The sequence below is a fragment of the Shinella daejeonensis genome, assembly GCF_024281235.1.
Classification (GTDB): Bacteria; Pseudomonadota; Alphaproteobacteria; order Rhizobiales; family Rhizobiaceae; genus Shinella; species Shinella daejeonensis.
In genome coordinates, this window is record NZ_JAHWXY010000001.1 from 597,576 (window position 1) to 611,439 (window position 13,864).

Annotated in this window: 11 protein-coding genes; 3 read left to right on the forward strand and 8 right to left on the reverse strand. The window is 63.2% G+C overall.

Annotation, left to right across the window (positions count from 1 at the left end; genetic code table 11):
• The first annotated feature begins 242 nt into the window (after positions 1 to 242).
• Positions 243 to 1,607, forward strand: a complete 1,365-nt coding sequence (locus KYK29_RS02845; protein ID WP_437437227.1) for a L,D-transpeptidase family protein — start codon at positions 243 to 245, stop codon at positions 1,605 to 1,607.
• A 124-nt stretch (positions 1,608 to 1,731) separates the two neighbouring features.
• Here KYK29_RS02845 and KYK29_RS02850 read toward each other — a convergent pair whose 3' ends face one another.
• From KYK29_RS02850 to KYK29_RS02885, 8 genes are all read right to left on the reverse strand, one after another.
• The gene (locus KYK29_RS02850; protein ID WP_254689331.1) at positions 1,732 to 3,255 is read right to left on the reverse strand and encodes a globin-coupled sensor protein; all 1,524 of its coding nucleotides are present in this window, start codon (positions 3,253 to 3,255) and stop codon (positions 1,732 to 1,734) included.
• Between the two features lie 283 nt (positions 3,256 to 3,538).
• Complete coding sequence (locus tag KYK29_RS02855; RefSeq protein ID WP_254689332.1) at positions 3,539 to 4,684, reverse strand: iron-containing alcohol dehydrogenase; 1,146 nt, start codon at positions 4,682 to 4,684, stop codon at positions 3,539 to 3,541.
• 5 nt (positions 4,685 to 4,689) lie between these two features.
• Positions 4,690 to 6,069 carry an aldehyde dehydrogenase family protein gene (locus KYK29_RS02860; RefSeq protein ID WP_254689333.1) on the reverse strand — a complete coding sequence of 460 codons (1,380 nt, stop codon included), beginning with the start codon at positions 6,067 to 6,069 and terminating at the stop codon, positions 4,690 to 4,692.
• 63 nt (positions 6,070 to 6,132) lie between these two features.
• On the reverse strand, positions 6,133 to 7,503 hold the full coding sequence (locus tag KYK29_RS02865; RefSeq protein ID WP_302795376.1) for a glutamine synthetase family protein: 1,371 nt from the start codon (positions 7,501 to 7,503) through the stop codon (positions 6,133 to 6,135).
• Between the two features lie 112 nt (positions 7,504 to 7,615).
• The gene (locus KYK29_RS02870; protein ID WP_254689334.1) at positions 7,616 to 8,683 is read right to left on the reverse strand and encodes a TRAP transporter substrate-binding protein; all 1,068 of its coding nucleotides are present in this window, start codon (positions 8,681 to 8,683) and stop codon (positions 7,616 to 7,618) included.
• Between the two features lie 127 nt (positions 8,684 to 8,810).
• The gene (locus KYK29_RS02875; protein ID WP_254689335.1) at positions 8,811 to 10,139 is read right to left on the reverse strand and encodes a TRAP transporter large permease; all 1,329 of its coding nucleotides are present in this window, start codon (positions 10,137 to 10,139) and stop codon (positions 8,811 to 8,813) included.
• Positions 10,136 to 10,648, reverse strand: a complete 513-nt coding sequence (locus KYK29_RS02880) for a TRAP transporter small permease subunit (RefSeq protein WP_254689336.1) — start codon at positions 10,646 to 10,648, stop codon at positions 10,136 to 10,138. The genes KYK29_RS02875 and KYK29_RS02880 overlap by 4 nt, the downstream gene beginning before the upstream one ends.
• A 119-nt stretch (positions 10,649 to 10,767) precedes the next feature.
• A complete protein-coding gene (locus tag KYK29_RS02885) occupies positions 10,768 to 11,538 on the reverse strand; it encodes an N-formylglutamate amidohydrolase (protein WP_254689337.1) in 771 nt (256 codons plus the stop codon).
• Positions 11,539 to 11,730: 192 nt separating this feature from the next.
• Here KYK29_RS02885 and KYK29_RS02890 point away from each other — a divergent pair, with 192 nt between their 5' ends.
• Both KYK29_RS02890 and KYK29_RS02895 read left to right on the forward strand, forming a co-directional pair.
• Entirely contained in the window at positions 11,731 to 12,609 is an 879-nt protein-coding gene (locus KYK29_RS02890; RefSeq protein WP_254690064.1) for a MurR/RpiR family transcriptional regulator, read from the forward strand.
• Between the two features lie 99 nt (positions 12,610 to 12,708).
• Positions 12,709 to 13,812 carry an ABC transporter substrate-binding protein gene (locus KYK29_RS02895; RefSeq protein ID WP_302795377.1) on the forward strand — a complete coding sequence of 368 codons (1,104 nt, stop codon included), beginning with the start codon at positions 12,709 to 12,711 and terminating at the stop codon, positions 13,810 to 13,812.
• Positions 13,813 to 13,864: the final 52 nt, after the last annotated feature.

Consider the following 13,864-nt stretch of genomic DNA (forward strand, 5'->3'; position numbering starts at 1 on the left):
CGCGCGCCGGCCGTCTTCTGTGTCCCCCAGACAAATCCAGCCACCGGCGACCGGCGTGACAGGATTTCGCAAACCGCGTTGACCAAACGTTCACCATCAGTTCAGAATTTTCATATAAAGGTCGAATTTGGAGTGTTCCGTCCGCCGGACATGGGCTAGGCAGCAGGGCAAGATTCGTGAATTCCATTTTTAAAACAAGTATTTCACTTCTCGCGGCGGCAACTGTCGCCGGCGTCTTCTCGCTGCCCGCCGCAGCCCAGCAGGGTTATGGCCAGCGTGGCGCCGATACCGTCCTCGTCACGCCGGAAGGCGATGTCCTCGACTATGTCCCCTATGATGCCCGGCGCATGCGCGACGGCCGGGGCCGGACGGTCTTCGTCGATGCCTGGGGCAATATCGTCGCCACCGCCATGCGCGCGGACCGCTACTTCGGCCGCAACGAACGCCATGACCCGCGGCGCGGCCGCTATCGGCCGGTGCGCGACTATTCCGGCATGAGCCCGGACTATTATCCGCCGCCGCCGGGCGCCTATGACGGTTTCGGCGACGATCTGACGACCGGCTCCGTGCCGGAAACGCGGGAGGCCATGCCCGGAGACATCGAACGCCAGGCGCTGCCCGAGCCGGATTTCGGCGAAACGCAGCCGCTGCCCGATTTTTCCACCGGCAACGACTCGTTTGCTTCACTGCCGGAGAATGGCGGCGCGGACGGGGAATTCGTGCCCGGCCCGAAATTCGAACCGGCCATCACGCTCGGCAAGCGGACGTCTGCGGAAATCACCGCTCTCCAAGTCTTTCTCGACCGGGAAGGCTTTTCGCCGGGCGTGATCGACGGAAAGAAGGGCTCCAACGTCACCAAGGCCATCGAAGCCTGGCAGAAGGCGACCGGGGAAACGCTCGACCCGAACGATACGGACAGTGTGCTGGAGCGCCTGCGCCTGTCCGGCGGCATGGCGTTCACCACCTATGAAATCACCGCCGCAGACGCGGCCGGCCCCTATGTCGCCTCCATTCCGTCCGACTACGCGGAAAAGGCCGCCATGCCGCATCTTTCCTATACTTCGACCGCCGAAATGCTCGCCGAGAAGTTTCATATGGACGAAAACTACCTGCGGGAGATCAATCCGGGCGTCGATTTCACCATTCCCGGTACGATCATCAAGGTGGTCGACATCGGCCGGCCGAAAACCGGCAAGGTCGCGAAGATCCTCGCCGACAAGGGGCGCAGGCAGGTGCTCGCCTATGACGCGGACGGCCTGCTGATCGCCGCCTATCCCGCAAGCATCGGCTCGACCGATACCCCTTCGCCCTCCGGCACGGTCACCGTGGAACGCGTCGCGCTGAACCCGGGCTATACCTACAATCCGAAAATCAATTTCAAGCAGGGCAACAACGACAAGGTCCTGACCCTCCAGCCCGGCCCCAACGGCCCGGTCGGCGTCGTCTGGATCGCCTTGTCCAAACCGACCTACGGCATCCACGGCACGCCGGATCCCTCGAAGATCGGCAAGACACAGAGCCACGGCTGCGTTCGCCTCACCAATTGGGATGCGACCGAACTCGCCAAGATGACCAGCCCGGGGGTCGTCGTCGAATTCGTCGACTGACCCCGGGAAAAGACCGGTCCCGACCGTGATGCCGGCCGGGCCGTCCCCGTCCTGCACCCGGCCTTGACGGCGAAGGCCGGCGACGCGCCGGCCTCCCTCCCGTTTCCGTTCGTTTTCGCGCGGCTTAGGCCGCGCGCGAATAGCCGGAGTTCACACCCGCCGCCGCGCTGCCGCTGGTGCGGAAGGCGCTGAGCTGGGTGGCGATGGAGGCCGCCTCCTCGGTCAGCGCCTGACTTGCCGCATTGGCCTGCTCGACCATGGTGGCGTTCTGCTGGGTGATCTGATCCATCGCGTTGATCGCCTGGTTCACCGCCAGCAGGCCCGTTGCCTGTTCGGCCGTGCTCGCCCGGATCGACGTGAAGACCGCGCTGACCTCCACGACCTGCGACACGATCTGGCGCAGCGACTGGGCGACATCGTTGACGGAGCGAACACCGTCCTCGACCTGCGCATGCGATTTGGCGATCAGGTTCTGGATGTCCTTGGCGGCGTCGGCGCAACGTTGCGCCAGCGCGCGCACCTCCGAAGCGACGACGGCGAAACCCCGCCCCGCCTCGCCGGCGCGCGCCGCCTCGATACCGGCGTTCAGCGCCAGAAGGTTCGTCTGGAAGGCGATCTCGTCGATCACCTCGATGATATTGGCAATCGCCGAGGAGGAATTCTGGATTTCACCCATGGTGGTGATGGCCTCTTCCACGACGCCGCCGCTGCGCTCGGCGTTCTCGCGGGCCGCCGTCACCAGATTGTTGGCCTCATTGGCGCTTTCGGCCGTCTGGCGCACCGTGGTCGTCACCTGTTCGACGGCGGCCGCGGTCTCCTCCAGATTGGCGGCCTGCCGCTCCGTGCGCCTTGCCAGATCGTCGGAGGCGGCGGCGATTTCCTGCGCGCTCCGATGGATCGATCCGGCGCCGGCACCAATGCTGCCGATCGCCTGCGACAGGGTGGAAAGCGCATAGTTGAAATCCTCGCCGAGCGCCTCATAGGCTTCCGGCAGCGTGCCGGTGATACGCGCCGTCAGATCGCCTTCCGCCACGCGCCGCAGCGCCGCGCCGAACGTATCGCCGACAAGCTTGCGTTCCCCTGCCACCACCTGAGACTGCACCGCCTCCTGCTTGGCGAGGTCGGACATGTCCATATAGACGGAAATCGACAGGTCCATGTCGAGGAACATCGCTTTCACGAGGCTCACGATACGCGCGGCGAAATCATCCACGCTGGCCTGCTCGCGCGAAAAGAGGCCGCCCTTCGGCCAATGGGCCTTTACGGCCTCGGTCAGCAGGTGTTCGGCGACCAGCGCATAGGCGCCGATATACCAGCGCGGCTCAAGTCCGATACGGGCATGAACCTGGCCGATGGTCTGCACCCGCTCGGCATATTCCTTCGAGAACTCGCCAGCGGCGATATTCGCCCAATGGCCGAGTTGCGCATTCTTCGCACGGTTCATATGCGCATCGGAAGAAAACAGATGGCTGACTTCCGGAGTCTTGCGGACGACACCGTAGAAGGTATCGAGCGCGGGACCGAATTCCTTTTCGATCAGCGGCTTGAGCGCGCGCAGGTGACGGCGGGCGGCTTCGTCGAGTCCCATGAACTCCAGGCGACGTTCGAGATCCGGATTCATGCTGGCGGCGTTTTGGGCAGGCTTCATTCCTGGCGATCCTGAGGGAGAGAGGGAGGAAGAAAGCAATATGTCCCGAAAACCGGCTCATCGAGCCGGCCTCGTCCCGTCATGGGCCGCGACGAAGGTGCAAGGCCTTCGCCGGAACAGCGTTCCTTCAGAATATCATTAGGTTAGCGTGGTAAATTGTTTCTTACGCTTACGTCAGAAACGGGGCTTCAGTCGGGGTATTCCACCCCGCCTGTCCAGAGGACGCAAAGAACCCGGAAAGCCGTGCCTTCCGGGTCCCGTATCAGCGCCTGCAAGCGCGTTTTCAGATGCACTCGATGAACAAGGCCCGCGCCGCTTCCAGCGTCAGTTCCACCGGATTACCGCCAGCCGTCGGGTCGACGACCGCCATGGCGGACATCTCGTCGAGCCGGTCCGTGCCGACGCCCAGCGCCGAGAGCTTGTCCGGCACGCCCAGTTCCTCGCGAAGCCTGAGCACATAATCGAAAAAGCCGTCGAAGCCGCCGGCGATGCCGAGATAGGCGGCGGCGCTGGCGATCTTCGCCTCGATGGCCCGGCGATTGAACGTCAAGACCGCCGGCATCACGACGGCATTCGTCATGCCGTGATGGGTGTTGTAGATCGCGCCGACCGGATGCGACAGTGAGTGGATGGCGCCGAGCCCCTTCTGGAAGGCGACCGCCCCCATGGCCGCCCCCGACATCATATGGGCGCGGGCCTCGATATCCGTCCCGTCCTTATAGGCGCGCGGCAGATATTCCTTCACGAGGCGCATGCCCTCCAGCGCGATCCCCTGGCTCATCGGGTGATAGAACGGCGAGCAATAGGCTTCCAGGCAATGGGCGAAGGCATCCATGCCGGTGCCGGCGGTGATGATCTTCGGCATGCCGACCGTCAGCTGCGGATCGCAGATCGTGACCGAAGGCAGGATCTTCGGATGGAAGATCACCTTTTTCGTATGCGTCTCGGAATTCGTGATGACCGAAGCGCGGCCGACCTCCGAGCCGGTGCCGGCCGTCGTCGGCACGGCGACGATCGGCGCGATACCCTCGGGGCTCGCCCGCGTCCACCAGTCGCCGATGTCCTCGAAATCCCAGACCGGCCGCGTCTGGCCGGACATGAAGGCGACGGCCTTGCCGAGATCGAGGCCCGAGCCGCCGCCGAACGCGACGACGCCGTCATGGCCGCCGTCCTTGAAGGCGATGACGCCGGCGTTGAGGTTCCGGTCGCTCGGGTTCGGATCGACCTCGGCGAACATCGCCCGGCCCAGTCCGGCGGCCTCGAGAATGTCGAGCGCCTCCCCGGTGATCGCCATCGTCGACAGGCCGCGATCGGTGATCAGCAGCGGCTTCGTCATGCCGACCGCCTTGCAGTGGTCAGCGAGTTCCTTGATGCGGCCCGCGCCGAACTTGATGGCGGTGGGGTAGCTCCAGTTGGCGGTGATGGTCATGCTGTTCAAGCTTTCCTGAAGTGATAGGACTTGGGTCTCGTGAGGTTATGGAAGCCGATGACGGAGAGGGAGCCGCCGCGGCCCGTTTCCTTGACGCCGGTCCAGCACAGCGCCGGATCGAGATAATCGGCGCGGTTCATGAAGACGGTGCCGGTCTCCAGCTCCCCGCCGATCCGGGCGGCGCGTTCCGGATCGCTCGTCCACAGCGAGGCCGTGAGGCCGTATTTGCAGTCGTTCATCAGGGCGACCGCCTCTTCGTCGCTCTTCACCTTCATGATGCCGACGGTGGGGCCAAACGTCTCCTCCGTCATGAACTCCATCGAATGGTCGACGTCGACGAGGATCTGCGGCGCGACATAGGCGCCGCCGTCGTCGGCCGGGAAGAGCTTGGGATCGACCAGCGCCTTCGCGCCCTTCGCGACAGCATCGGCGACCTGCGAGCGCACGGTCGCCGCGAAACGCTTGTGCGCCATCGGCCCGAGCGTCGTGTCCTGATCCAGCGGATTGCCGAGCTTGTAGTTGGAAACCCAGGCGACGGACTTCTCGACGAAGGCGTCATAAAGATTTTCGGCCACATAGATGCGCTCGATACCGCAGCAGCACTGACCCGAATTGTAGGTCGCGCCATCCATCAGCGTGTCGACGGCGGCGTCGAGATCGGCGTCCGCCATGACGTAACCCGGATCCTTGCCGCCCAGTTCGAGCCCGAGCGGCGTAAAGGTGCCGGCGGCGGCCCGCTCCATCGCCCGCCCGCCCTCGACGGAGCCGGTGAAATTGACGAAGTCGAAGCTCCTGGCGGCGATCAGCGCCGAGGTCGTGTCATGATCGAGGAAAACGTTCTGGAAAACGTCCTCCGGCACGCCCGCCTCGTTGAAGGCCCGCACCAGACGCTCGCCGACGAGCAAGGTCTGCGCCGCATGCTTGAGGATCACCACATTGCCGGCCATCAGGGCCGGGGCGACCGTGTTGATCGCCGTCATGTAGGGATAGTTCCAGGGCGCGACGACGAAGACGACGCCATGCGGCTCCCGTTCGATGCGGCGTTCGAAGCGGTCGCTCTCCTCCACGACGATCGGCGCCAGCGACGCGCCCGCGATCTCCGCGACATAGTTGGAACGCTCGTTGAATCCCTTGAACTCGCCGCCGTAGCGCACCGGCCGGCCCATCTGCCAGGCAAGTTCCGGCACGATCTCGTCGGCCATCTCGTTCACGCGGGCAACACCCTTCAGCACCAGCTGGACGCGCTCTTCGAGCGGTCGTTGCGCCCAGGCTTTCCGGGCTTTTTTCGCGCGGGCGACCACGGCCTGCGCTGCCGCAAGCGGCATCGCTTCACGCTCGGCGTAAACCGAACCGTCAACCGGGGATATGCATTTGATCACGGTCATGATCGATGTCCTGTCGTTCTATCGGAATGTTCAATTCTGGCGCGGGCGCACGCCAGACCGTTCTTACGCTCTCTCGAAACCGCGCGCCACTTCCCAATCGGTGATGCGGCGGTCGTATTCCTCCTGCTCCCATTCCGCGGCCCGCACATAGTGATCGACGACATCGTCGCCGAAAGCCGAGCGCAGCATGTCCGAGTTCCTCAACGCCACCGTCGCATCGCGCAGCGTATGCGGGATTTCCCTGATGTCCTTCCCGCCATAGGCATCGCCGACGAAGGGCGGCTCCAGTTCCAGCTTCTCCTCGATGCCCGCGATCCCGGCCGCCAGCTGCGCGGCCATCGCGAGATAGGGATTGAGGTCCGAGCCACCGACCCGGCATTCGATGCGGATGCCCTTGGTGCCTTCGCCGCAAAGCCGGTAGCCGGCGGTGCGGTTGTCCTTGCTCCAGATCGCCTTGGTCGGCGCGAAGGTGCCGGCGACGAAACGCTTGTAGGAATTGATATAGGGCGCGAGGAAATAGGTGGTGTCGCTCGCATAGGCGAGCAGCCCCGCGACATACATCCGCATCAGGTCGGACATGCCGTAGCGTGCCCCGGTATCGTAGAACTCCGGCGTCTTGCCATCGAGGCTCCAGAGCGACTGGTGAACGTGCGAGGAGGAGCCGGCGGCGTTGTAGTTCCACTTGGCGAGGAAGGTCACCGCCTTTCCGCGCTGCCAGGCGATTTCCTTGGTGGCGTTCTTGATGATCACATGCCGGTCGGCCATTTCCAGCGCATCGGCATAACGCACATTGATCTCGGCCTGGCCGGCCGACGCCTCGCCCTTGGAGTTTTCGACCGGAATGCCCGCGCCGTGCAGCCCGTTGCGCAGCGCGCGCATCACATCTTCCTCCTTGGTGGTCTGGAAAATGTGATAATCCTCGTTGTAGCCGCTCGCCGGGACGAGATCGCGGTAGCCGCTGAGCCGGGCGTCGTCATAGGTCTGGTCGAAGAGGTAGAACTCCAGCTCCGTCGCCATGAAGGCCTTGAACCCCAGGGCTTCGAGCCGCTTCACCTGCTTCTTGAGGATGCCGCGCGGCGAATGGGGCACATCCTTGTGGGTCTGATGGTCGAGCACGTCGCAAATAACGATCGCCGTGCCTTCGAGCCACGGCAGCTTGCGCAACGTCGCAAGGTCCGGCTTCATCGTATAGTCGCCATAGCCGGCTTCCCAGCTTGTCGCCTTGTAGCCCGGCACCGTCTCCATCTCGATGTCGGTCGCCAGCAGATAGTTGCAGCTATGGGTCTCCTCATAACCGCTGTCGATGAAATATTGCGCATGGAAGCGCTTGCCCATCAGGCGCCCCTGCATGTCGACGAGGCATGCGAGAACGGTGTCGATACGGCCTTCGGCCACATCCTTCTTCAGGTCTTCAAAGCGATAGGTCACGGTCATTTGGAGGCGGCCCCGGGGGTTATCCTGTCATGCCGGACCGGACGAAGGCCGTCCGGTCCGCTCTGCTGGGAACCGGCCGCAAAAGCGGCCGGTCCGTGCGTCGTTCGCCGGCTCAGCCGTAGCGATAGGGAGCGCCTGCATTGCGCATCGTTTCCTGATATTTCTTCAGGATCTCCACCACCTTGGCGTTGCGCGGGCTCTGGGCGGCGATCTCGTCCCAGAAGGAAAGCGCCATGTCTTCGACCGTCTTCCACTCGGCTTCCGGAATCGTCGTGAGTTCGAGCTTGCCGCCGGTCGTGCGGTAATGCGCCTCGCCCCACCAGTACCAGTGCTGGCGGTAGTAATGCGAGGAGTCCATCGTCAGCTTGAAGATCTCCTTCAGATGGTCGGGGACTTCGTTCCACTTGTCGGTATTGGCGAAGAACGAGCCCGACCACGCGCCGGAGATATTGTTGGTGAGATAGTATTTGGTGACCTCGGCCCAGCCGACGCTGTAGATCTCGGTTGCGCCGCACCAGGCGATGCCGTCGATCTCGCCGGTTTGCAGGGCGACCTCGATATCTTCCCACGGCAGCGTCACCGGCACCACACCGAGACGCGAGATGAACTGGCCGCCCGTCGGGAACGTGTAGACGCGCAGCCCCTTCAGGTCCTCCAGGCTGCGGATCGGCTTGGTGGTGGCGAAGTTGCAGGGGTCCCATGCGCCGGCCGAAAGCCAGGTCACGCCCGGCACCTCGCCGTAGGCCTCCTCCCAGATCTCCTTCAGGCCGTACCAGTTCCAAAGGACCGGCACGTCGAGGCTGTAGCGCGACGCGAAGGGGAAATAGGCGCCGAACACCGATACGTCGACCGGCGAGGCCATGGAATCGTCATCGCTCTGCGCGGCGTCGATGGTGCCGGCCTGCACGGCGCGGAACAGTTCGCCCTGCGGCACGAGCTGGTCCGACGTATAGAGTTCGATGACCATCTCGCCGTTCGCCGCCCGGTTGAAGGCGTCGATCGCCGGCTTGACGACGTGATCGGCAAGAGCCGGGCCGGCATAGGTCTGAAGCCGCCACTTGATCGGGCTTTGCGCCTTCACATAAGGAGCGGCGAGCGTGGTCGCGCCGACCGCGCCGACACCCGTCAGCACGGATTTGCGCAGGAAATCGCGCTTATTCATAGTCTTGATATCAGTCATTCCAAGCCTCCCATTGAAATAATCGGATCAACTCAGGTGCGGCGGCGGGCTGACCCCTGTCAGCGCAACCGCCGTCTCCTTGTCGTTTTACGCCTTGCTCCATGGCTCCTCCCCGAGCAGTGAACGTTTATCTTTTTCCGGAATAGACCTCCGGCAGCCACATCGCGATGTCCGGGAACACCATGATGATGATCATGCACAGCACCATCAGGAAGAAGAAGGGAACGATGGAGCGGTAAATATCGACGATGGTGATCTCCGGCGGCGCCATCGCGCGCATCAGGAACAGGTTATAGCCGAAGGGCGGCACGATATAGGCGATCTGGCAGGTGATCGTGTAGAGGATGCCGAACCAGATCAGGTCGAAGCCGAGGATCTTCACCAGCGGGATGTAGAGCGGCGCGACGATGACCAGCATGGCCGTATCGTCGAGGAACATGCCGAGGATGATGAAGGAAAACAGCATCATCGACAGCACGCCCCAGGGGCTGAGTTCCCAGGTGTGCAGCAGCAGGTTCTCGATCGCCTTGATCGCGCCGAGACCGTCATAGACGGCGCTGAAGCAGAGCGCGCCCAGGATGATCCACAGGAACATCGCCGAAACCGCCAGCGTGTTGCGTGTCGTATCGTCCAGCACCTTGAAACTCAGCCGTCCCGTCGCCCAGGCCGCCAGCAACGCCAGCAGCGCACCGACCATGGAGGTTTCGACAAGGCTGGTGGTGCCGGTGAGGAACAGGCCCATGATGACGGCGAACAGGCCGAACGGCAGCAGCCCCTCGCGCAGCAGGACGAGCTTTTCACGCAGCGTGATGGTGGCGCGCTCCTCCGCCGGCAAGGCCGGCCCCAGTTCCGGCTGAAGGCGGCAGCGGATATAGATATAGGCCGTGAAGACGATCGCCATCAGGATGAACGGGCCGATGCCGGCGAGCCACAATTGCAGCACCGGCTGGCGCGCGATCATCGCATAGAGGATGAGCACGACGCTCGGCGGCCCCATGATGCCGAGGGACGAGCCGCCCTGGATGACGCCGGTGATCATCACCTTGTCGTAGCCGCGCCGGAGAAGCTCCGGCAGCGCCACCGTGGCGCCGATCGCCATACCGGCGACAGACAGGCCGTTGACCATGGAGATGATGATCATCAGGCCCATGGTGCCGATCGCCAGCCCGCCGCGCACGCCCCCGAACCAGACGTGGAACATGCGGTAGAGATTGTTGGCGATGCCGGATTCCGAGAGCATGTAGCCCATGAAGACGAAGAACGGCACGGTGATCAGCGGATACCAGTTGAGCACCTGGAACGCCGCGTTGAAAGGAAGCTCGAAGGATCCCTTGCCCCACAGCCAGAGCGCTGCTGCGGTTCCCACCGCACCGATAACGCCGTAGACGCGCTGGCCCGTGGCCATGAGCACGAGCATGGAGGCGAACATGAAGACGGTGATAAATTCGGAACTCATGCGATCGGCTTTCCGCGCGCTTCAGCGACATCTTTGAAGAACTGGGCAATCGTCTGGAGCAGCATCATGAAGATGCCGAGCGTCATGACGGTCTTGACGGGCCACAGCAGGGGCGCCCAGGCCGTGTAGTTCTTCTGATTGTAGGTGATCGAATACTGCGTGGAGGAAAGGCCGCCCCAGAACAGCACGATCAGGTAGAAAATCACGAACAGGATGGTGATCGAATCGGTGAACGCCCGCGTTTTCGGCCTCATCATTCCGTAAAAGAGATCCATGCGGACATGCGCGTTCATCTGCATCGAATAGGCGCCGCCGAGCAGATAGTAGGCCGACAGCATGAACTGCGACATCTCCATGATCCAGTTGACCGGGTAGCCGAAAATGACGCGCATCACGGTCGAATAGAGCAGGATCGCACCCATCGGAAAGATCAGGTACATCGCGAAAATGCCGACCTTCCGGTTGATCCAGTCGATGGCGCGCACATAGTGCTTGATGAACTCAGGCATGATCCGGGCTCCCGTCCATGGCGGCCACGTCGCCCGCCTGGCCGAACCGTTCATAGTGCAACGAAAACATCCGTCTCCCCCCTTTCCCGTTCCTTCGCCCGCGGCACCAGCGGCTCCGCTCAGCCCACTTCCGGCGACGACAGGCTCTCGACCAGCAGGTCCGCCAGATAATCGGCGACAGCGCGTTCGCCGGCCTCCTCCCGTATCAGGTCGTTCCGCACCTCGATCATCACGTTGGCGAGGCCGTTGGCAAGCCCATGCTCCCTGAGCGTATGCGTGACGCCGTCAGCAGGCCCGTAGGGCTCGTTGCAGCGTACGTTGTAACGCCCGCCCGCCCGGCCGGCCGCCGCAAGCATGGCCTCGGCAAGCCGCTTGTCCTCGTCGTGGAGGATTCCGATCTCCACATCGCGCCGCTGTCCGAAATAGACCGGCGTGAAGGAATGCACGGTGACCAAGACCGGCCGCAAACCCTCGGCCGCCCGGGTCGCGAGCAATTGCGAAAGCGCCTCGCGGAACGGCAGGTAGAGCGCCTGCGTGCGCGCCTCGCGCGCCGCCTGGTCGAGCCCCTTGTTGCCGGGAACGGCAAAGACCTCGCTGCTCTCCGGCATGGCCGCCGATGCCTCCGGCGGACGGTTGCAATCATAGACGAGACGGGAAAAGCGCTGCCGCACGAGAGGGGCGTCGAGGCGCTCGGAAAGGCGGCGGGCGACGGCAAGGGCGCCCGGATCCCAGGCGATATGACTGTGCAGCGCCTCGTCGCTCAGCCCCAGGGTGCCAAGCGACCTCGGTATGCGCCGCGACGCATGTTCGCAGACGATCACCGCACGACCGCGTGCAGATGTATTTTCGAGAGCGACGGCGTCGCCCTCCTCCTTGGACAGAATTCCCACGCGCCTGATCCCCTCGACCGGCAATTTTTATTATTGAAGAGAATTCTTCACAGATACGCCGGTGTCAACGGCATTATGAAGAAATCTCTTCAAAAAACCATTTGACACACAAGATCGCAGCGATGTTTACTTTTCGAAACTCCGGCAGAGACCGGGGCGCAGGGGAATAATTTGACATCGAATCAAACACCCATGACGGTGTCGGATGTGATCAACGCCCATTTCGCTGCGCTCACGCGCGCCGAGAAGCAGCTGGCCGCGTCACTGCTCGACAATTATCCCGTCTCCGGCCTCGGCAGCATCACGACGGTCGCCGAGAACGCCGGCGTTTCGACGCCGACCGTGGCGCGCATGGTGCAGAAGCTGGGCTATCGCGGTTTTCCGGATTTCCAGGCGCGCCTGCGCCATGAACTGGAAGCGACGCTTTCCGGCCCCATCGCCAAGCACGACCGCTGGGCCGCCAACGCCCCAAACACCCATATTCTCAACCGCTTCGCCGAAGCCATCACCACCAACCTGCGCCAGACGCTGGCGCAGCTCGAAACGGCGGAATTCGATACCGTCGCCGCGCTGCTGGCCGACCGCAAGCGCAGCATCTACATCATCGGCGGGCGGATCACCAAGGCGCTTGCCGACTACCTGTTCACCCATCTCCAGGTCATCCGCCCGAACGTCACGCAGATCTCCGCCAATCCGAGTTCCTGGCCGCATTACGTGCTGAACATGCAGGCGGGCGACGTGCTGGTGATCTTCGATATCCGCCGCTACGAGCAGGAGATGGAGACCCTTGCCCGCACCGCCCACGAGCGCCGCGTCGAGATCGTCCTTTTCACCGATCCCTGGGTTTCGCCCGTCGCCAAGGTCGCCGAACATGCCTTCCGGGTGCATATCGAAGTTCCATCGGCCTGGGATTCGTCGGTCCTGACGCTTTTTATCGTGGAAGCGCTGATCGAAGCGGTGCAAAGTTCCGCCTGGACGGAGACCAGCGGTCGCATGAAAACCCTGGAACAGCTTTTCGAGGCAAGCCGGCTCTTTCGCAAACCGCATCCGCCACCCGGCGACACGTCATGAACCGCCGGGAAAAACTGAGTTGAAACTGTCACGTATCCGTCATCGGCCACCAGTATCAGCTTCACCGAAGCTGCCCGACACACAAAGGAGAACACCGTGATGTCATCCATGCGACGCCTGCTTTCGCTCTCCACCGCCCTGGTGGTCGCCTCCTCCTCGCTGGCCTTTGCCGAACCGAGCGCAGAGCTTGTGGAAGCCGCCAAGAAGGAAGGCAAGCTCACCACGATCGCGCTTCCCCACAGCTGGTGCGGCTATGGCGAGGTGATCGCCGCGTTCAAGGCGAAATACCCGGAGATCCAGATCAACGAACTGAACCCCGACGCCGGTTCGGCCGATGAGATCGAGGCCATCAAGGCCAACAAGGGCAACACCGGCGATCAGGCTCCGGACGTCATCGACGTCGGTCTGGCCTTCGGCCCTTCCGCCAAGGCCGAAGGGCTGATCCAGCCCTACAAGGTCTCCACCTGGGATTCGATCCCCGACGAGGCCAAGGATCCCGAGGGTTACTGGTACGGTGACTACTACGGCGTTCTCGCCTTCATGGTGAACACCGATATCATCGAGAACGTGCCGCAGGACTGGTCCGACCTCCTGAAGCCGGAATATGCCAACAGCGTCGCGCTGTCCGGCAATCCGCTCGGCGACAACCAGGCGATCCTCGCCGTTCAGGCCGCCGGTCTTGCCACCGGTGCGGCTGCCGGCGCCGACGCCGCCGAAGCCGGCGTCAAGTATTTCGCCGAACTCAACAAGAGCGGCAACCTCGTGCCGATCACCGCGCGCACCGGCACGCTCGCCCAGGGCGCCACGCCGATCGTCGTCTACTGGGACTACAACGCCCTTTCAGGCAAGGACGAGCTCAACGGCAATCCGCCGGTCGAGGTGGTCGTCCCGGCGTCCGGCGTCATCGCAGGCGTCTACGTCCAGGCGATCTCCGCCCATGCGCCGCATCCGAACGCCGCCAAGCTGTGGATGGAGCATCTTTATTCGGACGAAGGCCAGCTTGGCTGGCTGAAGGGCTATTGCCACCCGATCCGCTTCAACGATCTCGCCAAGAACGGCAAGATCCCGCAGGAACTGCTCGACAAGATGCCGCCGGCGGCCGCCTATGAGAAAGCCGTCTTCCCGAGCCTTGAAGAACAGGCCGCCGCGAAGGAAGTCATTTCCAAGCAGTGGAGCGCCACGGTCGGCGCGAACATCGAGTAAGCTCGATTCCAACGCATGACCCTTCCCGCTGGATACGGCGGGAAGGCTTTCC

Coding starts and splice junctions, on each gene's coding strand:
- KYK29_RS02850 (WP_254689331.1), bottom strand. CDS start 3,255: ATGAAGCCTGCCCAAAACGCCGCCAGCATGAATCCGGATCTCGAACGT.
- KYK29_RS02855 (WP_254689332.1), bottom strand. CDS start 4,684: ATGACCATCACCGCCAACTGGAGCTACCCCACCGCCATCAAGTTCGGC.
- KYK29_RS02860 (WP_254689333.1), bottom strand. CDS start 6,069: ATGACCGTGATCAAATGCATATCCCCGGTTGACGGTTCGGTTTACGCC.
- KYK29_RS02865 (WP_302795376.1), bottom strand. CDS start 7,503: ATGACCGTGACCTATCGCTTTGAAGACCTGAAGAAGGATGTGGCCGAA.
- KYK29_RS02870 (WP_254689334.1), bottom strand. CDS start 8,683: ATGACTGATATCAAGACTATGAATAAGCGCGATTTCCTGCGCAAATCC.
- KYK29_RS02875 (WP_254689335.1), bottom strand. CDS start 10,139: ATGAGTTCCGAATTTATCACCGTCTTCATGTTCGCCTCCATGCTCGTG.
- KYK29_RS02880 (WP_254689336.1), bottom strand. CDS start 10,648: ATGCCTGAGTTCATCAAGCACTATGTGCGCGCCATCGACTGGATCAAC.
- KYK29_RS02890 (WP_254690064.1), top strand. CDS start 11,731: ATGACGGTGTCGGATGTGATCAACGCCCATTTCGCTGCGCTCACGCGC.
- KYK29_RS02895 (WP_302795377.1), top strand. CDS start 12,709: ATGTCATCCATGCGACGCCTGCTTTCGCTCTCCACCGCCCTGGTGGTC.